Origin of the sequence: Streptomyces sp. A 4/2 (assembly GCF_940670765.1) — a bacterium.
Lineage (GTDB): Bacteria > Actinomycetota > Actinomycetes > Streptomycetales > Streptomycetaceae > Streptomyces.
In genome coordinates this window covers 119,463-144,692 of the sequence record NZ_CALNVW010000046.1, presented here as the reverse complement: position 1 = coordinate 144,692, position 25,230 = coordinate 119,463, and the positions used below count along the sequence as shown (strand labels likewise).

The window sequence follows — 25,230 nt, the reverse complement described above, 5'->3', positions numbered from 1 at the left end:
AGGGGGTGGGCGGGCGCTTTGGGGTGTACGGGTCAGGTGGTGCGGGCCTGGCAGTAGGCAGCCAGGTCGCCTGGGGTGGTCAGGATCCGGTCCGGTGCGGCGGCGGCGAGGTCCTCGCGGCTCGCGTAGCCGTAGGCGACGGCGATCGCCGTCAGGCCGGCGGCGTGGGCGTGGAGGACATCGCTGCCGGTGTCGCCGACGTACGCGGTGGCTCTGTGCCTGGTGCGCAGGAGACGGAGCTTGTCGGTCTTGCTGCCCGGCTCGTCGCGGGAGAGCAGTATTCGGGGCATCGACTCGGCGGGAAGGTCACGGGCGAGCAGGCCGTGGACGGTGGTGTGGTGGCTTCCGGTGACCACGGCGTACCCGGGCCCGGCGGCCAGTTCGGCCAGCGGGCCGACCATCTCCCCGATGACGCCGTGCGGCTCGTCGGCGGCGGACCGGGCGGTCAGCTCGGCGTGCCGCTTCCAGAACCGCTCGGCGGTCTCGAAGTCGATCCAGCGGGTCAGCGAGGCGCTCAGCACGCCCTGGTAGACGACGGGCAGGTCGTCCGGGCCGGCCAGGTCGGGCAGCTTGTCCAGCTCCATCTCCTGTCGGGCGTCCTGGTAGCAGCGCCAGGCCCGGGCGCGGGAGTCGTGCAGGACTCCGTCGAAGTCGAAGGCCAGCATCAGCACACCCCGCTCAGGGATACGACGGGCACGCCGCACCAGCCCAGCAGCCCGGGGCGGGGCAGCAGCCGGGCAAGCTCCACCAGTGCCTCCCCGGCGCGGGGCCAGGTCGACGGTGCGCCCAGCGGGGCGAGCAGCAGCGTGTTCCCCTCCCGGACCGGGTGGAAGATGCCGCCTTCGGTCCACTGCATGACGGCTTTCAGCGTCAACTCCGTTTCCTCGCCCGTCGGGCCGGGGTCGAGTTCGGCGGCGGGGGTTCCGCCGAAGGGCAGTGTCGGCTCCACCAGCGCGCCGGGCTGCTGCGCCCACCGGTGGACGACACCCGGGGCGGCCGCCTCACTGCCGGCCACCGTGTCGGTCAGCATGTGCTGGACGACGGCGGCCGCCTGGGACATGCCGCGTTGAAGCCGGTACGCCTCCACGGCGGTCTCGGTCGCGCGCTGGGCGTTGTAGGTGCGCGGGAGCTGGCCGCCGCGGGCCGTGCCGTAGCACAGCAGTGCGACCGCGAGCGTCGAGTACCAGAACTGGTGGCCACCGGGCAGGCGCCGGGCGAGACTCTGGGTGACGGCTTCCAGGCCGCCGCCGAACGCGACGGCGAGAGCCGCCAGGTCGAGGAGCGGGGTGAGCAGCTCGTTGTCGCGGCGGTAGGGGTGGGCGAGGTGGCCGGTCTTGCGTAGGCGTCCGCCGTGGTCGAGGAACCACTTCTCCGCCTCGCACCGGTTGTCGGGCAGCGCTGAGGCGAGGCCGGACAGCAGACGGTGCAGCAGCACGGCGGAGGCTTCCTCGTCCGCTCCGGTCAGGGCCTGGGCCACCGTGCGCACGACCGTGGGGATCGGCCTGCCGGGCCGGGCGGGCTCCACCGTGAGCTGCTGGGCGCGGGCGAGGACGTAGTCCACCGCCTCTTCCAGCAGGTGCGGTGCCGGCTCCGGGCCCAGTGCGGCCGTGGGGACGAGGTCCTCGGTGACCACGAGCGAGGGGGCCACGGCGAGGGTGGCCGGAGGAAGGGGACTGCGCAGTGCGGTGGCCGCGGCGCGGGCCGCGTCGCCGAAGATCCCCGGCGGCACCCACCCGGCGACCGCGTGCCGGATGCCGCCGGAGGTGCGCAGCCGGATGGCGGCCCGGGCCGGCGAGCGGCGCCGGACACCCGGCCACGGGATCAGGGCGGAGTTCTCCCGCCCGGGCACGAGGCCGTCCACAACCGGCGCCCCCTCCGCGCTCGGCCAGTCGGCTTCGGCCGTCAGGTAGGCGGAAAGGGCAGCAGGCTCCAGACGGCGGGTGGACTGCCACTGATCGCGCGGCAGCACGGTGACCGTAATCCCCGCCTGGCGCAGTCCCTCCACGTCCGTGGCATCGAAGACCGGCACCAGCACCTCGGCCCCTGCCGCTCCCGGGACCTCTCGGGCGAGAGCCAGCAGCGTCCGGCCAGTCAGCGGCGGGTCGTCCACCAGCAGCACCCGCCGATCGCCGACCTCGGGCCTCTCACCGGCCCGCACGCTAGCCACCCGCACATCCACGCCCGCGGCCTCCAGGCCGGCGGCGACCAGCGGCGCCAGGTACGCCCCGCCGGTCCGCACACCCGCCACGACGACCGGGCCGGACCAGTCCCGGCCCTCCAGCCACGTCCGGGCCAGCCGGACCGCGTCCTGCCACTCCACTCCCTGGACGGCCAGGGACGCCGGCAGACGCACGAACGAATCGTCCCTCGCCAGCCGGTTGGGGATGCGGTCGACCTCGGGCGCGATGAGGGTGTCCTCGCCAGCCGCGAGCCGTCGGCCCGCGCGCAGGGTCATGTCCCGCAAGGCCCCCGCTCCCGGCAGGCCGGTGTCGCAAGAGCGGATCCACAGGGCGGCCAGCGACTCGTAACAGCGCAGGGCCGGCATGGGCTGCCCCGCCCGGGACGCGAGGTCCCGGGCGAGGTGGCCGATCGTCAGCGGTGCGATGGCCGATGGCGTGTTCATGCAGTGGCCTCGCGGCGGGCCACGGCGTGCACCAGGCGGCCCAGCTCCCGGTACGGGCTGCGGCTGGAGGCCGCCCACTCCGTCTCGAGCGCCTCCTGGTACTCGGTCTCGGTGGGCTTCCAGTCGTTGCGGTGGTCGTGGAAGATCCGCACGCCCTGCCACGGCAGCGGCGTGAGCCCGTTCGCGCGGGCGAGGTCGTCCAGGTGTTCGGGCGCGTCGCCCCGGGTGGTGATGCCGAGGTTGCCCACGCTGGCGGCCTGCCCGCTCTCGATCTGCGCACGGGCCGATGCGTAGTTGCCGGACAGGGCCTCGCGCACGCCCACGGCCAGCTGGTTCTTCGTCAGCACGCTGAGGACGCCGCCGGGGGCGACGAGACGGGCGAGGTGGGCGAGCGGGGCAACGGAGTCGGGCAGGTACATCACGACGCCGTGGCAGACCACCGCGTCGAACGCGCCGTCCTCGAACGGCAGGTTGTAGATGTCGCCCACGGTCAGCGTCACCCGCTCGGCGATCTCCGGGTCGGCGGCGACCCGGTCGGCCGCGGAGGTGAGCATGCCGGACGACTTCTCCACGCCGGTCACGTGGTGTCCGGCGGCCGCGAGGCGCAGCACCATCTCCCCGTCGCCGCAGCCGACGTCCAGCACGCGGGCGGGGCGCTCGCCGAGCTCGGCGAGGACCCGGCGCGCGGTGATGTCGTGGCGCAGCCGGCCGCGGCCGCCGCTGGAGTACGCGGCGTAGCCGGTACCGACGGTCGCGAAGTCGGAGGAGGGCGTTGTGGTCATGGGGTGAACTCCTTCTTGAGGGTGGGCCAGTGTTCGACGAGATAGCGGAACGAGGGGTAACGGGCGCCGGTGGACAAGGCTTCTCCGGCTGCTCCGGAGGGGGTGAAGGTGCCGGCGCGCAGCGCCTGGCGGATACGGACCAGGCTCGGGATCCGGGCCGCCAGTCCCGGCACCCGGGCCCGGGCGTCGGCGGCAGGCAGCCAGGCCGCCAGCTGCTGAGGGCGCATCTCCTCCCACACCACGACGTCCGCGAGCCCGTCGCCCAGGCGTACGGCGAGGAAGTGCGGCACCGCGGTCGTCCCGGGCGAGGCGCCGCGGTGGCCGAGCGTGGTGACGATGCCGGGGTAGTCGGTGCGCAGGGCGGTCAGGTGGTCGGCGAACACGGCGCCGAGGTTGCACCCCAGGCAGCCGCACACCGAACGGGTGCCCGTGAGGTCGTCGAGGGTGAAGATCCGCTCAGCCACGTCCGCCGCCGACAGCCGGGCCGTAGAGGCGGTAGTAGTCGTCGACGATGCCGGCCTCGGCGAGGATCAGGTTGGTCGCCGCAACGTTGTGTCCGGGCCGCAGCCGTGCATCGGCGCGGGCCAGGGCCACCGCACCGACCGCGAGCCCGGCCAGGACCAGGTCGACGTACCGGTTGGACAGGGACTCGGCGTAGTGGAAGTTGATCGGCATGCCGTGCCCGAGGACGACGATCTCAGGGCTGTCGCCGGCGAGCTGGTAGCCGGTGCCGAGCACGCCCCGGTCGGTGACCTGGGTGCTGCCCTTGCGCAGTTCGTCGAGGTCGAATTCGAAGTTCCTGCTGGTGGTGCTGACCAGGAACGACCGGTCAGGCAGGAGCCGGGCCTCGCGCGCGCCGAAGCTGCGGCTGCCGACGCAGCCGAAGACCAGCCGTGGCCGGTGCGTGCGCACCAGTTGGTCCAGCGACCGGCCGGTGAGGAACCCTTCCTCGTGCGCGGCGACCAGGCGGGTGATGTCGGAGTCGAACACCGCGACCCGCATGCGCCGGTTCTCCAGGACGCGGGCGACCTCGTGCCCGATCCGGCCGAAGCCGAGCACGAGCGCGGCCTGGCCTTCGAGCTTCTCGTCCGGCAGCAGCCGCAGCGTATTGCGGACGGCCGCATCCGCGATGCCGTACGACTCGATCATGCCCTTCATGTCGCTCTCGGCGACGCTGAACAGCGGCAGCGGCAGGTCGAGCTCCTCCACCTTGCGGATGCCGGAGGTGGTCTGTTCCACCAGCCCTGTGAAGTGACCTGCCTGTTCCGGCAGTTCGCGAAGGACGGTGGGCATGACGTAGCCGCCGTCGTCCATGACCACGCTTCGCTTGCCCGCGGCGGCGACCCGTTCGATGTGGTCCTCGATCCCCTCACGCAGGTCCCGGTAGCGCCACACCGCGATGCCGTGCCGCTGTACCAGGTGCGCGTCCACGCGGTGGGTGTGCGCGTAGGGGTACTCCTTGTCGATCACGGTCATGTGGGCCGGGTCCACGCCGAGGGCGAGGAGGCTGTCGACCAGGACGAGGAAGTCCCGCATGTGGTGGATCGTCAGCAGCACCCCGGTGCCGGCCAGCGGCTTGTCCGGCCACCGGTCGGCAAGCCGACTCGTCAGCGGCAGCTCGGCCACGGCTGCGGCGACCTCGGTGTCGGTGAACGGCAGATGCCGAGCTGCGGCGAAGAACGCCTCGGCCGCGGCCGGGCTGCCCTGTTCGAACGTCGCGACGAGCCGGTGGGTGTTCGCGGCCGCCGCGGCCGGGTCCGCGGGGGCGGCCAGCGTCAGCCGGCCGCGGCCGCCGTCGACGAGCACGCACCGCCACGACGCCGTCGCCTCGTCCCAGTCCATGCTCTGCACGTCCGGGCTGACGGCGAGCCGGGCGGCGAGGGAGCCTGCCAGATGGCTGGCCTCGTCCGGTGTGGCGATGACGTCGACCGCGTGGACGAGCGGCGGTTTCACGGATGCGGGCATCGATGCCCTCCTGTCGGAAAAGGGGTGATGGTTCAACGGAGGCTCGGGGCTTAGCGCTCGCCGGGAAGGGTGAAGGTGTGGCAGCGGCCGGTAACGCCCATGCCGCAGGCGACGAAGCTGGCCGGGTCCAGCCGGGTTACCGCGCGCACGGTCGCCACCTGCCGGGCGCCGGCCAGGATGTGCGCCTCGGCGATCAGCCGCCTGCGGACCTCCTCGTCAGCAGCCCACACCTCAGCCAGCAGCAGCTCACTGCTCGTGGCGTTCTTCTGGGCCAGGGCCAGCAGCAGGGACCCGGTCGGCGGGTCCAGGAGCAACGTCTCCGGATGGAAGCGCGTGTCGTCCCGCCACCGCGGCCACGTCGAGGCGGCGAACGACGCCTCCAGTCCGGCGAACCGGCGGGCGGCCGCAGCGACGTACGCTTCCGGCTCTGCGATCTCGGCGCCGGTGACGGCACCGAGCAGGCCGTCGGCGGGGGCGCCGTGCAGCACCGTGATGGTGTCCAGCACCTCCCACCCAGAATGGGCGAAGAAGTCGGTCGCGCCGTCCCGGTCGACGGGCACGTCCGTGGTCACCAGCGGCCACTCCACCGCCTCCACCACCGTCTGCAGCAGCTTGCGGCCTAGACCCGCCCGGCGCGCCGACGGATCCACGACCGGACCCCACAGCCGCGCCCTCTGCTCCCCGGGCTCCGGACGGCGGACGGCACACCAGCCGAGGACCTCCCGCCCGTCCCGGGCCACGGCGAGCACCGGCGGCGCCCCGGTCAGCGCGTTCGTCAGCCGCGAGCGCACCAGGGAGGCACTGACCGGCCGGTCGTCGCTGTACCCTGCGATGCACCGCTGGGCAACGCCGGCGAGCTCTTCGCACACGCTGGCGTGCAGGCCGGCGATGAAGTCGATCCCAGCATCCGCGCCGGTCGGCCAGGGCGTGGGGGCGACACCCTGACCGTCGCCGGACCTGGGCTCGGTGAGTCTGCTGTCGGTCATGCGCACTCTCCTCCTTGCCCGTCCGCATTGGCGAGGCTCTGGCCGTCCGGCACGTACACCTCGGCCTTCCGGTGCAAGATCGTTCGCAGCTCGGCGGCGTCGAAGGCGGTCATCAGGGGGAGATGGTCGGACATCCGACGCAGGTCCGGGGTGTCGCAGACCGAGAAGTCCACCAGGGCGGCCGCGAGTTCGGCACTCAGGTAGCCGCGGTCGATGCAGTACCCGGGGCCGCTGGGGCGGCCGGGGTGGTCGCGGTAGCCGGCCGTCGCGTTCATGGCGTCGGGCCGGCCGAGGTGCTCGGCGGCGTGACGGGCGATCTCGATGTAGCCGGCCGCCAAGAGCTCGCGGTCGGGCCGGACGTCGGTGTGACGGCGGCCGGCTTCCTCGTAGGTCCGGTTGGCGACGAAGGCCCGGTCCGCATACGGATCCCAGGCGTGCTCGGTGCCGACGCGGTAGCTGTTCCAGTCGCCGAAGCACATGGCCAGCCAGCCGGGCTTGGCGAGAGTGGTGCACCAGCGAGCCTCGGTCAGCCGGTGCTCGGGGGACCAGTAGCAGGTGTGCATGCTGACGCAGCTGATCTGGCGGGGGCTGAGGGTGCCGTCGGCGCCGCGGAGCCGGACGGCGATGTTCGCCGGCGCGTGCCAGGGCGCCCATGCCTGCGGGTACTCCTCGGTGCACACCAGCGGCCCACCACGGCGCACGAAGATCGCGTTGTCGTTGGAGCTGCCCGGCCTGGGAACGGCGATGTGGCCGTCCATGTCGAGCAGTTCCTCCAGCTCGGCGAGCTGGTCCGGCTGGACCTCCTGCTGGAAGAACAGGTCGGGGCGCTGCTCGCGGACCCAGCGGGCACCGGAGCGAAGGTTGATGCTCTTCTCCAGGTTCCAGTTCACGACGGTGATCGTCTTCATGCCGCGGGCCTCTCTACGAGCCGGACGACCGGGGTGGTGGATAAGGAGGCGAGATGCCGCCGGCGCAGAAGCCGGGCCTGCTCGCTGTGAACGGGAAGGCCGACCTGGGCGCGGCGGCGGTCGAGCGCGTCCGGCTCGGCGACCGGCAGCAGCTCCAGAAGCCCGCCCGGTCCGGCCGGCCGGTAGACGTACTGCGTGCCGTACAACTGCGGCTGACCGGTGTTGATGAGCACGCGGTCGTGCACATGGGCCCACTGGGCGGGCGTCGCCTCACCCTGCTGCGCCGCCTCGCGCAAGGCCGCAAGGAACCGGCTCTGAAGCTGACGGTCCTGGTCGGCGTGGACGGCGATGGCCACCGCGGCCCGGCATCCTTCCTCGCCGATCCGGGACCGTCCCGGCCAGCCGTGCTGGGTGACGATGTCCGCCAAGAAGAGGGCGTTGTCGGCGTCGGCCTTCCGGGCCGCCGCGAACACCTCCGCAGGCGCGGCGGCCCGGCGGTGGGCGGGCGTCCGCCACGACTCCCTGGCGGTGTCTGCCCGCGCGATCAGATCGCGGCCGATGGCGCCCCAGTTGGGTGGGCTCCCGGGCGTAGTCATCGTGATGTGCCTGCCTCTCGATCGGTCCGGCTGTCAGATTTCGGTCTCGGCGCGCACCAGCCACAGCCCGCCCGAGCGAGCGGCGATCCAGTGCAGCTGCGTCTCGTAGATCTGGTCGATGGGGGATACCGAAGTCCTACTGATGGCTACGAGGCCGCGTACGGGCGAGTCAGGGTCGGCGAGGAGGCGCAGCGCGCGGGCGTAGCCGCGCCGCAGGGTGGGGTCGTCGCCGTCCCCGTGGCCGTCGAGCGTGTCGACGATCCGGTCGGCGACGGTGAAGGAGTGCCGGGCGGCGTGTCCCTGGTCGGCGGCGAGGTCGTCGTGCGGGTCCCGGTCTGCACGGGTGAGGGCGTACAGGACCACGTGCGGCGGCCCGTCGGCGTGGCGCAGTGCGGCCTGGTTGATGGCGGCCCTCTGCTGGGCGAGAGCCTGTGCTCCTGCGGGGCGCCACGGAGGCGCGGGTGCGGGGCGCTGGCCGCGGGCCCGAGGCGTGAGGGTCCGGACGTCGTCGGGCGGCCGCAGGCGCGACGGCGGGTCGGCGGCGGCAGACAGGGTGGGTGCATGTGTGCTCATCGGGCGCTCACCGTCGGTAAGGGGAGTGCGTCTGCGGAAGCGGAGATCGCCACGGTGGGCGCGGGGCGCAGCTCGGTCCGCAGTCGCAGGGGTGTGACACGCTCGCCGTCGGCGCGGCGGACAGCAGGCAGGTCTTCCCATCCGAGGTCACGCAGCAAGGCCAGCAGCGCCGCCCGCGGCTGGTGGGTGGCCGGGATCTCCCACCAAATCCACTCCAGTCCGTGCTGTGCCGCGTGGTCGGCTAGCCACAGCGTCAGCAGTCGTGCCGCCTGGTCGTCGTGTCCCGGCACCGGCGGGACCATGGACACCGAGATGCCAGGGCCGGGGCAGTCGTGGCTCCAGTGCGGCAGGTCCTCGCCGGGGTGCACGACGAGACATCCGGCGAGCTCGCCGTCGTCGTAGAGACCGGTGACGGTGGCCTGCGACCGGATGAGGGTAACCAGCTGATCAGCAGGATGGTCGATGCCCTGGTCAGCGAGCATGTGGGTGGCCACCTGGGCGAGCGCTGCGGCCTCGGCTCTCGCCGCGCCGGTGCGGACCGGAAGCATTGCGTACACGGGTGTGCCGGCGTCGCCCATCACGCCGCTCCCGCCGTGGACGCGGCGAGCGCGGGCTGGCTGAGGGCGCTGGCCGGTGCGGATTCCCCGAAGATTCCCCAGGCGTGGCCCAGACCGACGAGGTGGACCGCGTTTTGGGCGCCCGCCTTGACGGTGACCGCGTCGATCTCCGCCCGCACGTCATCGGCCCGCACCCCGATCGCGTCGCCGATGGCAGGGTTGAGGTTGTGCTCGGCGACGGCCCGGATGACCTGCCGGTCGCGCGCGGTGAACTCCGGGGTCGGCCCGGTGGTGGCGGGCGGCTGCACTTCCCGGGCGGTGAGCAGGGCGTGGGTGAGGACAGCGCGCGAGGAGCCCGGGCGGTTGAACTTCCGCCGGACCGCAGCGAGGTGGCTGGCCACTGTGAACACGGCCAGGTGCTCCTGGCGGGCGATCAGCTGGTTGGAGGCGCCGTAGACGAGTCGTGCGGCGACGCGGTGCTGGTCCGGGGTGAGGACGGTGGGCGGGGTATCGGTGGTGGGCATCGTCGGTCCTGGGTCGAGGAAGGAGGGGGTGGCGGAAGGCGGTCGGCGCGGGCCCGGGGACCAGGGGCTGCCCTGGCCCGCGCTCGGGTGCGGTTACGGCGTGGGGTGCAGTGCGACGGGGAGCGCGGTGACGTCGGTGCCGATGAAGGACCGCTGCGGCTCGAGGTCGTTGACGTCGCCGGTCAGGGCGAGCTGGGGGAAGCGCTGGAACAGGGCGGGGAGGGCCTCTTCGGCTTCGAGCTTGGCGAGGCGGGCGCCCAGGCAGTAGTGGATGCCGTAGCCGAAGGCCAGGTGCTGCTTGTCGTCCCGGTCGATGCGGAAGGCTTCGGGGTTCTGGTGGATGTCCGGGTCACGGCCGTGGGCGCCGAAGCCGATGATGATCGCGTCTCCCTGACGGATGACGACGTCGTCGCCCAGGTCGATGTCCGCCGTGGCGTATCGCAGTGGCATGTACATGATTGGTGGGTGCAGGCGGAGGGCTTCGTCGATGGCGTCGCTCCAGCGCGCCGGGTCGGCGAGCACAGTGGCGAGCTGGTCGGGGTGGGCGAGGAGTTCACGGACGAGGGCGTTGATGAGGGCGACGGCGGTCTCGCTGCCGGCGCCGATCATCAGGATGAGGGTGGAGACGAGCTCGGTGTGGCTGAGGCGGTCGCCGTCCTCTTCGTGGGTGGCCAGCAGCAGGCTGGTCATGTCCTCGCCCGGGTGGCTGCGCTTGGTGTCGATCAGGGCCTGCATGGCCCGGCCGAGATCGCGCTTGATGGCCTCGGCTTCCTGGGGGGCGACGTCCGTGGCGAGCACGGAGTCGATCACGCGGAGCATCTCGGGCCGCTGCTCGGCGGGCACGCCGAAGAGGTCGCAGATCACCCGGGTCGGGATGGGATAGGAGAAGTGCGCGCGCAGGTCGACGGGACCGGTGGCGGCGAGCGTCTCCAGCTGGTCGAGGACGTCGGTGACGATCGCGTGGATGGCGGGGCGCATCGCCTCGATGCGGGCGGGCGTGAACGCGCGGTCGACCAGCCGGCGCAGACGCTGGTGATCACCGCCGTCGGAGGTGAACATCGACACCACGTCCACCCACGGGTACAGCCACGGTATGGATCCGGGGGTGTGGGACGGCCAGGACTTGCGGGCGTCCTTGGAGACGTCGTCGTGGGTGAGGAGCACCTTGGCGACGGCGCCGCGCGTGACGGCCCAGGCGGTGACGTCGCCGGGCAGGCGGACGCGGACGGCGGGCCCGGCGGCGCGGAGGGTATCGGCTTGGGCGAACAGTGCGCGGCCGCCGCTGCTGTCGAGGGTGACGGTCGCGGTGGGAGAGGTGCTGCTGGTCACGAGGTTCCTCCTGCGAAGGCGGGAATGCGGTCGGCGGACTTGGGACGGAAGGTGACGGGCATCGTCTGCGGGCACTGGTGGAAGGGACCGTGCCGCAAGAGGGGTTCGGCGCTCTCGTCGGTCAGCGTCATGTCCCACAGCTGGTCGAGGATCGTCTCGACGGCGGTCTGCACGATCGTGGTGGCCTGGGAGATCGCGGGGCAGCGATGCGGCCCGGCCGACCAGGCGAGGTGAGCCTGGCTGTCGTAACTGCGGCCGCTCGGCAGTGAGGGGTCGGTGTTCGCGGCGGCGTGGGAGATCAGGACCGGGACACCGCCCGGTACGTGAACGCCGTGGAGATAGGTGTCATGGCGGGCGAAGTGGACGGAGAAGTTCGCCATGGGGGCGCGCTCCCACAGCGCCTTGTCCAGAGCCCGGCGCACGGTGAGCGTGCCGGAGGCGAGGCTGCCGGCGTATTCGTCGTCCCGCAGCAGCAGGTGCAGGGTCCAGGCGGTGGCGGCGGCCGTGGGGATGAGGCCGGCGCCGGTGACGCAGAACAGCTGGTTGAGGATCTCGTCGTCGCTGAGCGCTGCGGCGTGGTTGATCATCCAGGAGGTGAGGTCCTGGCCGGGCCGCGTCCGGCGCAGTTGGATGAGTTCGTACAGCAGGCCGGCGAAGTCCGCGGCGCCCTGGACGGCTTCGGGGCCGGCGCTGATGAGGGCCTGGCAGGCGCGCACCATCTGGTCGGTCATCTCGGGCGGGCAGCCGAGGATTTCGGCGAAGTTGAGCATGGGCACCATGTCGGCGAAGTCGGCCATCAGGTCGGCCCGGCCGCGGGTGATGACCCGGGCGATCAGCTTCAGTGCGTTGCGTCGAGTGATGTCCCGAAGCCAGTGGGGGCTGATCCGGGCGATGCAGTCGTCCATGGCCCAGCGCAGGCGGGCGTGGTCGTCGCCGTCGGTGTAAAGGACGGAGGGCCGCCAGGCCATCATGCCGAGCACCGGGCTGTCCTGGGGGACGTGGCCGGCTGCCAGGTCGGCCCACAGGCGCGAGTCCTTGGAGTAGGTGTTGGTGTCGTTGACGAGGGTGACGGCGGCCCGGTGGTTGGTGACGACCAGTGCATGCACGCGGGGGGCGATCTCCGCCCATCCGGCCGGGCCCTGGGCGCGCAGTTGCTCGTAGACGGCGTTCGGTTGGGCGGCGAACGCGTCGCCGTGCAGCATGGGGCAGCCGCTGGTGGAGAGCGGGGGCGGCGTGGTCATGAGACGGGCTCCAGGCTGGGGCGGGACAGCAGGTGGGATATGAGCGCGATCAGCGGCTTCTTCGCCGACTCCCTGTGCCGGACGTCGCACTCGACCAGCGGCGTGGAGGGGGCAAGGTCCAGCGAGCGGCGCAGTTCGGTCTCGCCGTAGCGGGGCGAGGTGTGGAAGGTGTTGACGGCGACCACGTAGGGCAGGCCGGCTTCCTCCATGCGCCCCATGGCGTCCCAGGACTCGGTGATCCGCGCGGTGTCGACCAGGACCACGCCGCCCAGCGCTCCCCGCATCAGCTCGTCGACCATGAAGCTGAACCGGGGCTGGCCGGGGCCGCCGAACAGGTAGAGCACGATGTCGTCGGTCAGGGTGAGCCGGCCGAAGTCGAGCGCCACGGTGGTGGTGGTCTTGTCCGACAGCCCGCGCAGGGTGTCGACCGCCTTGCCGGCCTCCGTCAGGCGTTCTTCGGTCGAGGCGGGACGGATCTCGGACACGGCGCCGACCAGGGTGGTCTTGCCGACGGCGAACGGTCCGAGCACGACGACCTTCACGGACTGCTCGACCCCGGGGGCCAGGTAGTCGCCCTCAGAGCTTTTCAAGCGCATCGAGAATCCTCTCCAGCAGATGACGGTCGGTCTGCTGAGCGGCGGGGACGGGGCTGCGGCTGACGAGGTGGCCGCTGTCGACGAGGGAGGCGACCAAGACCTTCGTTACGGCCGCCGGCAGCTGCAGGTCGGCGCTCACCTCGGCCAGCGACAGCACGCCGGGCAGGCAGTGCTGCATCAGGCGGTGGGAGTGAGCGTCCAGCCCGGCCAGCGGCTTGTTCGGATCGGCGATCAGCAGCGTGGCCACGTCCAGAGTGCGGCGGGTTGGTTCGGCCCTTCCCCCGGTGGGGGTGTAGGGCCGCACCATCCCGGCACGCCGGCGGCCGCGGGGCGTCACGAGGTCCGGGCCCTCGCGCGCGCGGACAGCGCGGGGGCCAGGCCCTTGATGGCCTTGATCGTCTCGGCGGACGCGACCGCGACCTTGGCGTCGGTCATTTCCGCGCCGATCGAGACGGCGATCACGGTGTTGTGGCCGGCGGCGAAGACGAGGACGCACGCCCCGGGAAGGTCGATGATGATCTTGCGCGGGGTCGTGTCGTCGGCCGTCGGCGCGAACTCGCCGACGCCGCGGCCCAGCGAGAACAGGCTGGAGGAGCTGGCGGCGGTCCGGTCGGCCACGTCGCGGTGCAGCCCTTCGGAGTGCGCCAGCACCAGGCCGTCGCTGGTGAACAGAGCCACGTGCTCGACGCCCTTCGACTCGGCGAGGCGGTTGAGCACCCAGGTCATGTCGTGGGTGTCGGCGGTCGGCTGCTGCTGCTCAGTCATGAAGCTGGTCTCCTTCAAGGGGGTTCTCGGTGTGGTGGATGGTCCGCCCCAGCTGGGCGAGGCTGGCGGAGAACGCATCGGGGTCGTCCGTCGGCGCGGGCTCGCTGTCCCGGGCCGGCGCAGGGGCAACCGGCGAGCGCCGCCGCCGCTGAGGCAGACCTCCAGAAGTCGGCTCTCCGGAAGTTGCGTCTGCCGCTCCGGCGGCCGCAGCAGGTCCCAGGGGGAGGGGCGTGTACCCGGCACGGGACGCTGCCGCCTGGCGGTCGGCCTCGATCTCCTCGTCGGTCGGGCCGTGCCCGAACAGCTCCTGAGGGATGCGCAGTACGGCCCGCACACCGCCGTACGGGGAGGTACTGGTGACGTCCGCGGAGAATCCGTACTCGCCGGCGAGGCGGCCGATGACCGCGAATCCGAGCTGGCCGGTGTCCTGCACGGTGGTGACGTCCAGGACTCCACGCTGCCCCAGCTGCCTGGCCGCCTCCTCGCGCTGGAAGTGGTTCATGCTCAGGCCGCCGTCGTCGACGACGATGCAGTACCCCGTTTGGAACGCCTGCACCTCGACGAACACCTTGCCGTCGGAGAACGCGGCCGCGTTGGACAGCAGCTCCGTGAGCGCGACGGTGACCGGCTCGACGACCCGCCCCTCCAACCAGGTCTCCCCGGTGCGCTGCTCGTAGGTGTAGCTGACCCGCAGGTAGTCGCTGATCCGCCCGCGGGCTGATTCCACGACCTCGCGAACCGTGCAGTCCGCTCGCTGTAGACCCGGCCACGACCCGGTCAAGATCCGCATGCGCTGCAGCGTGTGCAAGGACTGGGTGACCAGGTGATCGAAGGCCATCAGGCTCTGGTGATACGCCGTACCGTCGGGGTGATGCTCCATCTCCTCGACCACGCGCAGCTGACAACGGTGCAGACCGGTCTGCGCCTCGTCGATGATGTCGCGTACCGAAGACCTGGCCGCGCGTCCGATGTGCTCGCGGGTGACGGTCACAGCCTCCTGCAGCAGCCGTCTCACGGCCTGGTGCGCGTGGTCGACGACGGTGCCGGCCAGCTGCTCCTGGCGGAGCCCGGGGACCGGCACACCGCGGTACCCGCGCGCCAGGACATCCACCAGAGCGGGCATCACCGCCTCGGCGAAGTGCCGCACCTCGGCCTCGAGCGCGGCTATGTGCGTGCCGTCAGCCTCGTGCTGCTGCTCCAGCCGCGTGCAGCGCGCGGCCAGAGCGCGCTTGGCGCGGGTCTGCGCGAGGAGACCCACCGACGTGACGGCGAACCCGGCGCCGAGCACGGCTGCGGTTACCTGAGGATCGAGCATGGGGACTCCTGACACATAGGGGTCGGCTGCGGGCGGAGAGCGATGGGGGAGAGGCGGTGCTCCCGTCCCGCCGCGCGGCCGGTGAACGGGCCGGGACGGAGCCGCCGGGCGCCCGTACCGGAGGCGGTGCTCTGCGGTGCATTCACGCGGCGATCACCGTCACCGACGCCACCTTGCGCAGCTCGTACAGCCGGACGGCGCTGTTGGCCAGCCCGAGCATCGAGTACGCCTGCGGGAAGTTCCCCACCTGGCGCCCGGTGGCCGGGTCGTACTCCTCCGCGAGCAGGCCCAGGTCACTTCGCAGCCTCAGCAGCCGCTCGAACAGGGCCTCGGCTTCGTCCAGTCGGCCGGTGAGGGCCAGAGCGTCGACGGCCCAGAACGAGCACAGAAGGAACGCGCCCTCGTCCCCCGAGAAGCCGTCCATGCCCACCTGCCGGCCGTCCGTGTGGTAGCGGTGGACCAGGACGCCGTCGGGAGAGAGCTCCCTGCGGACAGCGTCGACCGTGCCGATCACCCGCGGGTCATCGGCCGGCAGGAACCCGGTCTGTGGCAGGAGCAGGAGCGAGGCATCCAGCTCCTTGGAGCCGTACGACTGCGTGAAGGTGTTGCGCTTCTCGTCGAAGGCCCGTGCACACACCTCAGCGTGGATCTCTGCACGCAGGGCCACCAAGGCCTCCAGGTCGGCGACGACCACGCCCTGCTCGACGAGGCCGACCACGCGGTCGATGGCCACCCAGCACATGACCTTGGAGTAGGTGAAGTGCTGGCGGCCGCCGCGGACCTCCCAGATCGAGTCGTCCGGCAAGCGCCAGTGCTTGCGGACGTAGTCGACCAGCCGCAGCATCAACCGCTCGGTGTTCTCGCATCGGGCAACGCCGAGCTGGTGCGCCAGGACCAGCATCTCGATGACCTCGCCGGGCACGTCCAGCTGCAACTGGTCCACCGCGCCGTTGCCGATCCGGACCGGGCTGGAGTTCTCGTATCCGGGAAGCCAGTTGAGCTCCCGCTCGGGCATCTCGCGGCGGCCGTCGAGGCGGTACATGATCTGCAGGTTCTCCGGGTCGCCGCCGATCGTGCGCAGCAGCCACTGCCGCCACGCGACCGCCTCGTCTCGGCACCCCGTCCGCAGCAGCGCGGACAGCGTGACCGCCGTGTCCCGCAGCCATACGTAGCGGTAGTCGAAGTTGCGCTCCCCTCCGAGGTCTTCGGGCAGGGAGGTCGTCGGCGCGGCCACGATCCCGCCGGTGGGGGCATGCGTGAGCGCCTTCAGCGTGATCAGAGACCGGACGACCGCATCACGGTGCGGGCCGTCGTAGACGAGCTGGCCCGCCCACGTTTCCCAGAAGGCGGCGGTCTCCCTCAGCGCCGCCTCGGCGTCGGGAACCTCGGGCGCGGGAGCGTGGGATGGCGCCCAACTCATGGCGAAGGCCACCCGGGCGCCGGCCGCGACGGTGAAGGAGTGGTGGACGGCGCCGTCCTTCTCCTCACCCTGCAAGGACGTGTCGAACCACAGCGCGTCCGGGCCGGACACCGCGGCCATCCGCGCGTCCTTGTCGGAGATCCACGGCATCAGCCGGCCGTAGCCGAAGCGCGGGGCGAGCGTCGAGATCATGTCCACCGTGCCCCTGACGCCCTCGACGATCCGGATCAGCTGCGGGCCGTGTCCGTCCCGGGGTGGCATGAAGTCGAGGACGCGGACCGTGCCCGTCTTGGTGTCCCACTCGGACTCGACGAGGAGGCTGTCGCCCACGTAGCGGCACCGGTCCGCGTACGGCGCGGGCACACCGGCCGGGACAGCGGGAGCCATCCGCCAGAACCCGTGCTCGTCGGTGCCGAGCAGGCCGGCGAAGACCGCGGCCGAGTCGAAGCGCGGCAGGCAGTTCCAGTCGACGCTTCCGTCCCGGCAGACCAGAGCAGCGGTCTGCATGTCGCCGATGAGCGCGTAGTCCTCGATGCGCGGCGCGCGAACGGCCGGGGTGTGAGTGCGAGGCGGCGAAGTGGTCATGAGGTGCGGTCTCCAGGCGAAGCGATGATGGCGTAGGCGTGCGAGTGGTCGAAGCGCGAGTGCACGTGCGTGGGGCGTCGCCAGGCGGCGGTGGTCCTCAGCTCGCCCGTCTCCAGCGGTGCCCAGGAGGTGAGCAGATCGCGGATCTGCTGCCCGGACCGGGGCCAGAAGCCGATGCCCGCCCCTTCGTAGAGACGGGTGAGGGCGGTCATCGCCTCGGGAGCCATGTCCGTGGTGGCGTGAGTGACGGACAGCACCGAGCCGGCCGGAAGCCAGGACCTCAGCGCCGCCAGGACGGTGTACACCGTCTCGTCGCCGATCCACGGCAGGACGTCGTGCAGCAGCACCCCGATAGGACGATCGCGGTCGAGCTGCACGATCGGTCCGGCAGCCAGAAGGGCCGGCATGTCCTCGAGATCCGCTCGCAACGACGCCGTGCCGTGCCGCTCGGCCAGAACCATCCGCGCGTGGGCATCCACCCCGGGGTCGGAGTCGACGTACACCATGCGGCGCACCTCGTCGGGCACGTCGCGGTTGTCGTCGTGCGGCAGACCGCATCCCAGGTCGATGACCTGGTCGATGCCGTACTCCCGCGTGAGGCAGGTCAGGACCCGTGGGCCGTGTGCGCGGTTGACGCGCACGCTGGCCGGCAGCCACGGCGCCGCCGTGATCAGGTCACGAGCGAAGTCCCGGTCGGGCCGGTAGTTGTCGGTGCCGCCGTCGAGGTGGTCCTGCACCCGAGGGACAGTCGGTCGCTCGAAGTAGCCGTCGGGAAGCGAGGTCATGCGCTCACCCCCACATGGGCAAGGCCGTGCCCGACGCCCGGGACGTTGCGACCCGCGCTCTCGGAACGCCGATCCCGGACGCAGCTCGCGAAGGCGGCTTCATCGAGAGCGAGCAGCCTGCTCATGGGCTCCTCCGGCGGTGTGGTGCCGAGCAGGACTGCGAGGAGCCGAATGATGGCGATCATGAGGCGGCCCTCCGCTCCATGCCCTCGGCCGCGCTCACGAGCGCCTCGTACGTCGCTTCACGGCTCCACGCGGCGTCGGCGGCCTCGCGCAGTCCGGCGCTGATGATCCGCGCGGCGCCGGAGCCGGTCTCGTAGGTGGGGGATAGACCGAAGGCCACCGTCATGCGGTGCTCGTGGAGGGTCACCTCGGCGGTCGCGCCCACCGTGTGGATGAACAGCACCCGTTCCTTCGGCAGGATGCGGATGGTCAGGCCCTGCCCCTCGCATTTCTCCCGGCTCACGAGCTGGGCCAGGTGCCGCAACTGGTCGGCCACCATCGCGGGGCGATCGCCGCGTCCCTGGGCCAGCACGGTCTCGTCCAGCAGCACGGTCCGCCGCTGTCGCTCGGCCCAGTCCACGTCGTGCACCCATGACGGCAGCCCGAGCACCGGCTCATCAGGGGCGATGCACACCTCCGGGTCCAGCACGAACCGCTGGTATCCCTCGGTGCGCAGCCCGGCGGGCACCTGCCGGCAGTACTGGACGACCTCGCTCGCCAAGCGCATCACCGCGATGTGACGAGCCGTCGCCTCGTCGAGGGCCACGTCCACCCAGCAGTCGTGCGGGGCGCGCCGGCCCCCACCCTGCTCCTTATGCTTCCCGCGGTTGTAGCCCTGCGGCGGAAGACTCCTCTCCAGGAATCTCGCGTGGTCGCCCGCCACCCCGTAGAGCCGCAGCAGCGTGCCGAGCGCGTCCAGCCGGATGGGGGACTTGGCCCGCTCCCACCGGCTGACCGCCGGCTCGGACACCCCGACAGCGCGGGCGGCTTGCTCCAGCCTGATGTGCTGCGCTTCGCGCAGGCACCGCAGGTAGAGGCCCGCCACGATCCGGGCGGGCGCCTGCGGCACCTCAGCCGGCGGCGACGGAACAGCGTGAAGCATGGGAAAGGTCCTCGCGTGGGTGTTCGGGTGGTCAGGGAAGGTCGAGGGGTGGGAACGGAGCAGGGTCATCCGTCTCCGGCGGGGGCCGCCGAGCGGTCAGCCGGGGGCCGAGGAGCACCAGGACGGCCATGACCAGCACGATCAGGCCGGTGATGACCAGTCCGGTGGCAGTCACCACTGCCTCGGCACGGATTCGGCGAGGGCGAACGCCAGGACGCGGAGGTGACCGCGGCCGGGCCGCCACGACCACCAGGCGCTGCTCTCGGACGCCGGTCTACGCACAGCGGGCCTCCTGGTGACGGGGGTAGTGCGTGCCAGCCGTGCGCAGGCGGGCGCGGGTGAGGCTGAGTGCCTCGTGCAGCGCGCCGGCCGGGGTGACCGCGGTCCGGGCCGGGCCGGGGCGGGTCACCCACAGGCCCATGCAGCCGCGGTAGCCGCCCGCACTACAGCTCCGGGACCCCGCCGAGGGGACGCAGTCGGAGTGCGCGGCTCTCCACCGGTGAACCGTCTCGGCCTCCACCGGCACCACGAGCTGGCGATGGGCCAGGCAGTACTTCACCGGCCCGACACCCGTGCCCTCCCCGACGAGGGCCTCGATCGCGGGCAGGCCGAGCGCCAGGCCTACCCGCACCGAAGCCAGGTCCGAGGGAAGCCTCGTCGGCGGCTGCTCACCGAGAGCGATGTGCCACAGGTAGTCACTGCGTAAGGTCATGAGGTTGGTCTCCAGCGAGTGATCGGGGCTCTGGTGCCGCGCCGCGGCGGGGATGGCCGGCACGGCACCAGAGCGGGGACAGCGCGCCGCGGCTGTCAGGCGGGCGCGGCGCCGGCCGCGACGACAGCCCAGGGGGAGGCGGGCTGCCGTTCGGGCGGTGACCCGGGCACGAGAGGCCAGCTCCTCACGCCTGAGTCACGCCCCCCGTGTCCGGCGGGGGGCCGTATACAGGGCCCGTACCTGGGCTCCTCCCGCAGGCCCTGGAAGCGGCGGCGGGCATCCGGGGCGAGGCCTTCCGGCATCGGCTCGCCCCAGTGCACGACCTGCCCGGAGGCAGTGACCCGGTCGAAGCCGGGACGTCCCCGCAGGGCGTCGGCGAGTGCTTCAGCGAAGCCCGGGTCGGCCATGTCCATGAACCCGCCGCGGCGATCCGTGCCCACCGGGACCGCCAGCAGCGGAAGCCGATACAGAGCCACGGCTACCGCGTCGAGCAAGAGGCCGGGGTTCGCGAGCCGGCTCTTCCAGTACTCGTAGTCGTGGGCGGCCGTCGCGGCGAGAAGCTGCACACCCAGGAGCTGCTCGGCACGCGAGTGGAAGGGGGTCACCTCGTCACCGCCTCGCGCGGCAGCGGCCGCTGAGGGTCGACGACACCGGACGGCAGGAGGTACCCGGAGTCCTTGAACACGGCGGTACAGCCGTTGAGGGACAGCACCTGACGGGTGGCCACAATCCAGCGGAGGGCGGGATCGTCGTAGGCGACCTTGGTGAGGTCGTCGCCGGGGACGGGCAGAAGGGTGTGCCTGTCGTACGGGATTCCGGCGACGCCCCACGGCAGCGGCCGTTCGACCCAGGCCGCGACGTGCTTGCGCAGGTGCGGGCAGTGCTCGACCGCGATCAGCGCACACGGGGGGCAGACCGGGGCCGCGGTGGTCAGCTCTCCCTCTCCGACCGGCCGGCCGACGTCCTTGAGGACGAACAACTGCCGCTCCGGATCCTGCTCGAGGGTGTCGGCGCCGCACACCTGGCACAGCATTCGGCTGACGGCCCGACGCTGACGCAAGGCGTGGACGGTGGGGAACAGGGGACGGCCGGATCCCCGAGCGATGGGCTGGCGGATCCACAGCGCCCCGTCCACATCACGGTCGAACGGGCCCTCGTCCGCGAAAGCGATCCCTTGCCCGGTCCGGTGACGAACCACGGCCGGCACACGTGGCGTCTCCGCGCTCCACGCGGCCACATCCGGCACCGGGAGGCCACCATGTGTGTACCGACGAGCGGTCATGCGGCTGCACTCGCCATCGCGGCCGGCCGATGCGGGGCGATGATCGTGCCGTCGGGGAGCAGCTCACCGGTGTCGTCGAACGTCAGTACCCCGTTGCAGCGGAGCGCCCATCCCTGATCGGGATGCGCCGAGACCAGGACGGCGGCCTCGTGGTCGGGGGCATCGGCGGAGGGGCAGGCGGGCGCGTGCTGACACATGGCGATTCCTTGAGGGAAGCGGCGCTGGAGAGGCATGAACTCGAGCGGCGATGAAAGGGATGACCGGCTGCCGCGGGGGAGTCCCTCGCCGCGGCAGCCGGGAGGCGTGGGCGCCGTGCCCGGGTGCCTCGCTCCGGCCTTGTGGGAGCCGCGGTGCTGGGGCAGCACCGGGCAACTCCCGGTTGAAGCGCGGAGCCCGAGGGCAAGGCAGCGCAGGGCGTGCACGGGGGGCCTGTGCCGTGCGCTGGAGCTCGCCCCGTTCCTGGGGTGGTCGACGGTGGCCTCTGCCGTGGCCAAGACCTTGATCGTGGGGCGTTCGGCGGCGGGGTGGGCCATCATCAACTACTCCCTTCTGGGGTGTGTAGGGCGGGGTGCGACAGCGCCCTGCGAGCCTTTGGTGAACGGTGCATCACTGACCCGGCAGCAGGGTTCACCGCTGTGAACCTGTGCGTCACCCAGGGGCTGCGCAGCCGAATTGCGTGTTCCTGGGATCGCGTGAAGCTGTGAATAGCGTTGCCCTTGGGGAGCCTTGCCGGTAGCAAAAAGCCACCCCCACTTCTCCCCACTTCGGTGCTGCGGAGTGGTCTCTGCTTGCCGACTCCCCGCGCCAATCCCATCGGCAAAATGGTCAAAAGGGTTCATTCTTTGGTGTGTTGAGACGTGCGCGACAGGTCCGGCGGTCGCGCCGCCCCCGCCACCCCACTTCACCCCACTTCGCCGGAATCGCTTGACCGTGTTTTATGTACCGTGATAATGCGCCCGCTTGGCGGGTCTGTGGGGTATGGAGCCGCCATTTTCTACGTTCTGCCAGGTAGGGGTCGGTTTTGACGCCTCTCTTCGAAACGGTTCCTTCGGCTGTGGTGGGTGCTGGGAGACGTCGCGCTGGTGGCTGTCGTGCTGGAGTGGCCATGCGGAGCCAGAGCGCGTGTGCGAATTCGGCCCTCCGTGGCCCGTGCTGATGCCCGGAAGGCCGCCTTCTCGGCGATGAAGTGGGGAGAAGTGGGGTCGGCTTTCTCTGTTGCCAGCGCCACGTCATCAGCGACCGTATTCACCAGGACTCGCCAGTCCGTCCCCCCGGGCATCGTGAATGCAGCGAGGAGTGACCCCCGTGCTTGGTCCCAGTACCGCCTTGCAAGAGAACCAGGAATGCAGCCTCGGTCGTCCGCTGACGCACGCCGTGCTCGACCTCCGTGGCCTCGACGCGCCGCAGAGCGCTGCTCGCGGCATAGTCCGTCGTGCGCTCACCCGGGCACCGGCGGAGTTCATGGACGACGTGGTCCTGGTGGCCGACGAGCTGGTGGGCAACGCGGTCACGCACGCCGGGGAGGCTGTCGACGTCTCCCTGGACCTGTACCCGTGGGGGATGGTGGTCCAGGTCCGCGACCGCGACCGCGACACGGCCGCGGTGCCCCGGGAGTCGGCACCGGCCGGCGATGAGGATGTGAACGGGAGAGGCCTGTTTCTGGTGAACGAATTGGCCAGTGCTTGGCGTGTGCAGAGCGACGAGGCGGGGAAACGAGTCGTCGCTGTCTTCCTCTATCGAGCGGGTGGCATGCACTGATGCTGCCCCGCGATCTTCCCCGCCGTCCCGTGGCGCCGGGCTTGCTCTTGAAACCCCTGTGTGTCGGAACGGGCACCTCACGGTGGTCCGTGGGCACGAGCCGGCCGGACGACGAGAAGCTCCTCGACGGCCTGCGCTGCGCCGTGGAGTCAGGCGTGGAACTCGTCGACACGGCGGACAGCCATCTTCACGGGCACGCCGAGCGGCTCGTCGGCAAGATCCTCAAAGAGAACCGGGGCCACAGGGTGCAGGTGTCCAGCACCGTGGGCCGTGTGCTGGGTTCTGCTCCTCACCCGTACGCCGGCCCGCGTGTGCGCCATCAGCTCGAACAGACGCTGGAGAATCTGTACCTCGCCGAACTCGCCGTCTACACACTGGAGTCGTACGACTTCGGCAACGGCGATCGCTACCTCGCCCCCGTCGTCGAGCAAATGCGGACCCTTCGGGATCTCGGCCAGATACGAGCCATCGGCCTGCGAGGCCCGGACGGCTGTTCCTCCCACCGCTACGTTCGCCGCTTCCTGGAGCTCTTCGACGAGATCCGCCCCGACGTCGTCTGGACACGGGCGAACGGGCTGCTCCCGCTGCCGGACATCGGTGACGGCGAGGACCTGGGAACCTTCACTGACCGCCACGGCGTCGGCTTGCTGATCGCCTCTCCACTGGCCAACGGCATCCTCGCCGGCAGGCGCCCACGTATGGAGACCCGGGCGACGGACCAGGCGAAAGAGCAGACCGCAGCAATCGACCGCAGCCTGGCCGTCTTGGCCGACCGGTTCGGCCCCTCGGCCGATGCCCGGCTCCGAGTCGCCCTGCGGTTCATCCTCCACCAGGCGCAGAACGCCGTGGTGGCCGTCGGCGTGGGCGACCGGACAGAGGTCAGCCGGTACTTCGACTGTCTCGACGGGCCCCTGTGCGCCACTGACCTGGCGGTGATCGAGGAGGTCTTCCAGCTCATCCGGAACGCGATGCGCCTTCCCGAAGCTCGCACAGTGATCGTAGAGACGACCGACCCGGCTGGACGTGGGGCATTTCCGGCTCAGCCGGACACACCGTTGCGGAGGTAGCGCGGGATCCCGTCGTTCAGCGCCTGCAGAGCCTGTTCCGCCCGGGCTCGCTGCCGGGCCGGCAGTAGTTGCAGCGCCTTGGGCACGTCGAAGAAGCCGTGCTCGGAGATCTCCTCGTCGCAGGACTTCAGCTCGGCGGCCTGTCCGGGCGGAAGCACCCCGGCGTCGAAGACGAAGCCGAGGTAGTCGTCCCACGGGCCATGCGGTTCGACCCAGTCGACGCACAGGAAATGCAGGCTGGTGATGCTCAGACCGAGCTCCTCACGGAGCTCGCGGCGAAGTGCTTCATCCGGAGGTTCGTTCGCCTCAGCCATACCCCCGGGCAGGTCCCAGCCTTCCTTGTAGGTCGGGTTCACCAAGAGCAGCCGGCCTTCCTCGTCCCGCACCAGGGCATCGGCGGCCGCCCTCTTCCGGGCCTGCTTGGCGTTCCCTTCAGCCAGGTAGGCGTCGCGGCCCGGCTCTCCTGGCCTGGGTACATCGTTCACTGAGGACCTTCCGGGAGGGCGAGACTGCCGAGCAGCAATCTACGGTGCCGAGCAGCTGCGGCCATCCGCGAGAGCAGGTCACCGACCTCCGGAACCTGGCGATGACGTTCGAAATCGCTCTGCAGAAGCGCGAGTTGGCTGCTCAGCCGCAGCGACGTCACGGACTGGCCGGCGGTCAGCAACTCCACGCCGACCTGGCACGCTGCGTCGACATGATCTTGAGCCAGCAAGACCCGCGCAAGCGTGACCTGCCCGAACGCCCGGCTCCGCACCCGGCTCGCGTCACGCAGCGCCAGTGCACGCGCGGCTTCCTCAGCCGCGACGCCAAGCGCGCCGAGATCCAGCAACGCGGAGGCCGCCTCACTGGCCAGGGCCGCTTCGTCGAACGGGGCGACCCACGGCGACATCGGAACGGAGGCCGCGAGGGACAAGGCGTCGCGTGCGGAGTCGAGAGCCTGACGTGCACCGCGCCCCTCATCGCGCCGGGCGAGTGCCCGGGCCTCCATGGCGTGAAGGCGTGCCGAGAGGGCCGGGATCCGTGGGCCGGCGGAAAGCCGCGCCAAACCACTGCGAGCCAAGTCGGCCGCGATGTCCACCTGCTGGGTCTGCAAGGCCAGGTGGCTCATGCCTGCCAGTACGTTCGCACCCGCGGTCACGTCGGTCAGGCTCTGAGCCAGCCGGAGTGCGCGGTCGAAGTGCCCGGAGGCCAGGTCATCCCGACCCGCATCGTGAGCCATCCACGCCGCCATCTCCGTGAGTACGACCGCGGCCCCGAAAACTCCCTCGCCGTCCTCGCCGGACTCCGTCGAGCCGAAGAGGCCCGGGGCGACGACGGTGGTGAGGTAGTGCACCACGGACCGGTAGACGTGGCCTCCACCGAGCTGACGGTCGGCAAGCCGGAACGACTCCAGAGCAGCTACGTGCGGCGCCCCTTCGCCGCTTCCCGGCGGGCGCTCGCCTCTCGCCGCCGATTCGGGTTCGGTCCGACCGCCGGCGTCCGGTTCGGCCGGACCGAACAGCCGCTCGGCCGACTCGTCGAGCAGGTGCTCCAGGACCCGGCAGGTCGGGTGGCGAGGGAGCCCTTTGATGTCCCCGGCCATCCACCGGTCCCAGGTGGACCGGGAGACGTACACCGAGGCGAGAGAAGGGTCGCCGTCCAGCTGAGCCACCGCCTTGGCAGCCCGCTGGAAGTGCACCGTGAACGTCTCGTAGACGTGCATGCGCCGCTCCGCGACCGCCTTCGGGAAGAGGATCGCCCTGCGCATCGCCGC

At 71.4% G+C, this 25,230-nt stretch carries 30 protein-coding genes; 2 read left to right on the top strand and 28 right to left on the bottom strand.

The window, feature by feature from the left end:
* Positions 1 to 32: 32 nt before the first annotated feature.
* From NBY69_RS31300 to NBY69_RS31175, 26 genes are all read right to left on the bottom strand, one after another.
* Positions 33 to 665, bottom strand: coding sequence for an HAD family hydrolase (locus NBY69_RS31300; RefSeq protein ID WP_250305298.1), 633 nt, complete (start codon positions 663 to 665; stop codon positions 33 to 35).
* On the bottom strand, positions 665 to 2,623 hold the full coding sequence (locus NBY69_RS31295) for a phosphoribosyltransferase (RefSeq protein ID WP_250305295.1): 1,959 nt from the start codon (positions 2,621 to 2,623) through the stop codon (positions 665 to 667). The genes NBY69_RS31300 and NBY69_RS31295 overlap by 1 nt, the downstream gene beginning before the upstream one ends.
* The gene (locus tag NBY69_RS31290; RefSeq protein WP_250305293.1) at positions 2,620 to 3,405 is read right to left on the bottom strand and encodes a class I SAM-dependent methyltransferase; all 786 of its coding nucleotides are present in this window, start codon (positions 3,403 to 3,405) and stop codon (positions 2,620 to 2,622) included. Before NBY69_RS31290 ends, NBY69_RS31295 begins: the two co-directional genes overlap by 4 nt.
* Entirely contained in the window at positions 3,402 to 3,869 is a 468-nt protein-coding gene (locus NBY69_RS31285) for a hypothetical protein (RefSeq protein WP_250305292.1), read from the bottom strand. Before NBY69_RS31285 ends, NBY69_RS31290 begins: the two co-directional genes overlap by 4 nt.
* Positions 3,862 to 5,370, bottom strand: a complete 1,509-nt coding sequence (locus NBY69_RS31280) for an NAD(P)-dependent oxidoreductase (RefSeq protein ID WP_250305291.1) — start codon at positions 5,368 to 5,370, stop codon at positions 3,862 to 3,864. The genes NBY69_RS31285 and NBY69_RS31280 overlap by 8 nt, the downstream gene beginning before the upstream one ends.
* Positions 5,371 to 5,420: 50 nt before the next feature.
* On the bottom strand, positions 5,421 to 6,356 hold the full coding sequence (locus NBY69_RS31275) for a GNAT family N-acetyltransferase (RefSeq protein ID WP_250305290.1): 936 nt from the start codon (positions 6,354 to 6,356) through the stop codon (positions 5,421 to 5,423).
* On the bottom strand, positions 6,353 to 7,264 hold the full coding sequence (locus NBY69_RS31270; protein WP_250305289.1) for a hypothetical protein: 912 nt from the start codon (positions 7,262 to 7,264) through the stop codon (positions 6,353 to 6,355). Before NBY69_RS31270 ends, NBY69_RS31275 begins: the two co-directional genes overlap by 4 nt.
* Positions 7,261 to 7,860, bottom strand: a complete 600-nt coding sequence (locus NBY69_RS31265; RefSeq protein ID WP_250305287.1) for a DUF6624 domain-containing protein — start codon at positions 7,858 to 7,860, stop codon at positions 7,261 to 7,263. The genes NBY69_RS31270 and NBY69_RS31265 overlap by 4 nt, the downstream gene beginning before the upstream one ends.
* A 33-nt stretch (positions 7,861 to 7,893) precedes the next feature.
* A complete protein-coding gene (locus NBY69_RS31260; RefSeq protein ID WP_250305286.1) occupies positions 7,894 to 8,433 on the bottom strand; it encodes a hypothetical protein in 540 nt (179 codons plus the stop codon).
* The gene (locus NBY69_RS31255; protein ID WP_250305285.1) at positions 8,430 to 9,011 is read right to left on the bottom strand and encodes a hypothetical protein; all 582 of its coding nucleotides are present in this window, start codon (positions 9,009 to 9,011) and stop codon (positions 8,430 to 8,432) included. Before NBY69_RS31255 ends, NBY69_RS31260 begins: the two co-directional genes overlap by 4 nt.
* Positions 9,011 to 9,514 carry a helix-turn-helix transcriptional regulator gene (locus NBY69_RS31250; protein WP_250305283.1) on the bottom strand — a complete coding sequence of 168 codons (504 nt, stop codon included), beginning with the start codon at positions 9,512 to 9,514 and terminating at the stop codon, positions 9,011 to 9,013. The genes NBY69_RS31255 and NBY69_RS31250 overlap by 1 nt, the downstream gene beginning before the upstream one ends.
* A gap of 93 nt (positions 9,515 to 9,607) precedes the next feature.
* Positions 9,608 to 10,843, bottom strand: coding sequence for a cytochrome P450 (locus NBY69_RS31245; protein WP_250305282.1), 1,236 nt, complete (start codon positions 10,841 to 10,843; stop codon positions 9,608 to 9,610).
* Positions 10,840 to 12,084 carry a cytochrome P450 gene (locus tag NBY69_RS31240; protein ID WP_250305281.1) on the bottom strand — a complete coding sequence of 415 codons (1,245 nt, stop codon included), beginning with the start codon at positions 12,082 to 12,084 and terminating at the stop codon, positions 10,840 to 10,842. Before NBY69_RS31240 ends, NBY69_RS31245 begins: the two co-directional genes overlap by 4 nt.
* On the bottom strand, positions 12,081 to 12,680 hold the full coding sequence (locus tag NBY69_RS31235) for an ATP/GTP-binding protein (RefSeq protein WP_250305280.1): 600 nt from the start codon (positions 12,678 to 12,680) through the stop codon (positions 12,081 to 12,083). The genes NBY69_RS31240 and NBY69_RS31235 overlap by 4 nt, the downstream gene beginning before the upstream one ends.
* Positions 12,661 to 12,987, bottom strand: coding sequence for a DUF742 domain-containing protein (locus NBY69_RS31230; protein WP_250305279.1), 327 nt, complete (start codon positions 12,985 to 12,987; stop codon positions 12,661 to 12,663). Before NBY69_RS31230 ends, NBY69_RS31235 begins: the two co-directional genes overlap by 20 nt.
* Positions 12,988 to 13,013: 26 nt before the next feature.
* The gene (locus tag NBY69_RS31225; protein ID WP_250305278.1) at positions 13,014 to 13,445 is read right to left on the bottom strand and encodes a roadblock/LC7 domain-containing protein; all 432 of its coding nucleotides are present in this window, start codon (positions 13,443 to 13,445) and stop codon (positions 13,014 to 13,016) included.
* On the bottom strand, positions 13,438 to 14,760 hold the full coding sequence (locus NBY69_RS31220) for an ATP-binding protein (protein WP_250305275.1): 1,323 nt from the start codon (positions 14,758 to 14,760) through the stop codon (positions 13,438 to 13,440). Before NBY69_RS31220 ends, NBY69_RS31225 begins: the two co-directional genes overlap by 8 nt.
* A gap of 142 nt (positions 14,761 to 14,902) precedes the next feature.
* Complete coding sequence (locus NBY69_RS31215) at positions 14,903 to 16,765, bottom strand: glycoside hydrolase family 15 protein (RefSeq protein WP_250305274.1); 1,863 nt, start codon at positions 16,763 to 16,765, stop codon at positions 14,903 to 14,905.
* Positions 16,762 to 17,550: an SAM-dependent methyltransferase gene (locus NBY69_RS31210; protein ID WP_250305273.1), complete on the bottom strand. Its 789-nt coding sequence runs from the start codon at positions 17,548 to 17,550 to the stop codon at positions 16,762 to 16,764. The genes NBY69_RS31215 and NBY69_RS31210 overlap by 4 nt, the downstream gene beginning before the upstream one ends.
* Entirely contained in the window at positions 17,547 to 17,735 is a 189-nt protein-coding gene (locus tag NBY69_RS31205) for a hypothetical protein (protein ID WP_250305271.1), read from the bottom strand. The genes NBY69_RS31210 and NBY69_RS31205 overlap by 4 nt, the downstream gene beginning before the upstream one ends.
* Positions 17,732 to 18,655, bottom strand: coding sequence for a Scr1 family TA system antitoxin-like transcriptional regulator (locus NBY69_RS31200; RefSeq protein ID WP_250305269.1), 924 nt, complete (start codon positions 18,653 to 18,655; stop codon positions 17,732 to 17,734). The genes NBY69_RS31205 and NBY69_RS31200 overlap by 4 nt, the downstream gene beginning before the upstream one ends.
* 31 nt (positions 18,656 to 18,686) lie before the next feature.
* Positions 18,687 to 18,830 carry a hypothetical protein gene (locus NBY69_RS31195; RefSeq protein WP_250305268.1) on the bottom strand — a complete coding sequence of 48 codons (144 nt, stop codon included), beginning with the start codon at positions 18,828 to 18,830 and terminating at the stop codon, positions 18,687 to 18,689.
* Positions 18,831 to 18,929: 99 nt separating this feature from the next.
* Positions 18,930 to 19,367, bottom strand: coding sequence for a hypothetical protein (locus NBY69_RS31190; RefSeq protein WP_250305267.1), 438 nt, complete (start codon positions 19,365 to 19,367; stop codon positions 18,930 to 18,932).
* Between the two features lie 95 nt (positions 19,368 to 19,462).
* Positions 19,463 to 19,972, bottom strand: a complete 510-nt coding sequence (locus NBY69_RS31185; protein ID WP_250305266.1) for a DUF6302 family protein — start codon at positions 19,970 to 19,972, stop codon at positions 19,463 to 19,465.
* Positions 19,969 to 20,427, bottom strand: a complete 459-nt coding sequence (locus NBY69_RS31180; RefSeq protein ID WP_250305264.1) for a hypothetical protein — start codon at positions 20,425 to 20,427, stop codon at positions 19,969 to 19,971. Before NBY69_RS31180 ends, NBY69_RS31185 begins: the two co-directional genes overlap by 4 nt.
* Positions 20,428 to 20,645: 218 nt before the next feature.
* On the bottom strand, positions 20,646 to 20,846 hold the full coding sequence (locus NBY69_RS31175; RefSeq protein ID WP_070201760.1) for a DUF5999 family protein: 201 nt from the start codon (positions 20,844 to 20,846) through the stop codon (positions 20,646 to 20,648).
* A gap of 1,108 nt (positions 20,847 to 21,954) precedes the next feature.
* Between NBY69_RS31175 and NBY69_RS31170 the strand changes: the two genes are divergently transcribed.
* Together NBY69_RS31170 and NBY69_RS31165 are read left to right on the top strand one after the other, a co-directional pair.
* Entirely contained in the window at positions 21,955 to 22,407 is a 453-nt protein-coding gene (locus tag NBY69_RS31170; protein WP_250305262.1) for an ATP-binding protein, read from the top strand.
* Positions 22,407 to 23,474 carry an aldo/keto reductase gene (locus NBY69_RS31165; RefSeq protein WP_284349792.1) on the top strand — a complete coding sequence of 356 codons (1,068 nt, stop codon included), beginning with the start codon at positions 22,407 to 22,409 and terminating at the stop codon, positions 23,472 to 23,474. Before NBY69_RS31170 ends, NBY69_RS31165 begins: the two co-directional genes overlap by 1 nt.
* Here the strand turns inward: NBY69_RS31165 and NBY69_RS31160 are convergent.
* The gene (locus NBY69_RS31160) at positions 23,447 to 23,959 is read right to left on the bottom strand and encodes an NUDIX hydrolase (RefSeq protein ID WP_250305260.1); all 513 of its coding nucleotides are present in this window, start codon (positions 23,957 to 23,959) and stop codon (positions 23,447 to 23,449) included. The two genes, NBY69_RS31165 and NBY69_RS31160, sit on opposite strands and share 28 nt — an antisense overlap.
* Positions 23,956 to 25,224, bottom strand: a complete 1,269-nt coding sequence (locus tag NBY69_RS31155; RefSeq protein ID WP_250305259.1) for a hypothetical protein — start codon at positions 25,222 to 25,224, stop codon at positions 23,956 to 23,958. The genes NBY69_RS31160 and NBY69_RS31155 overlap by 4 nt, the downstream gene beginning before the upstream one ends.
* Positions 25,225 to 25,230: the final 6 nt, after the last annotated feature.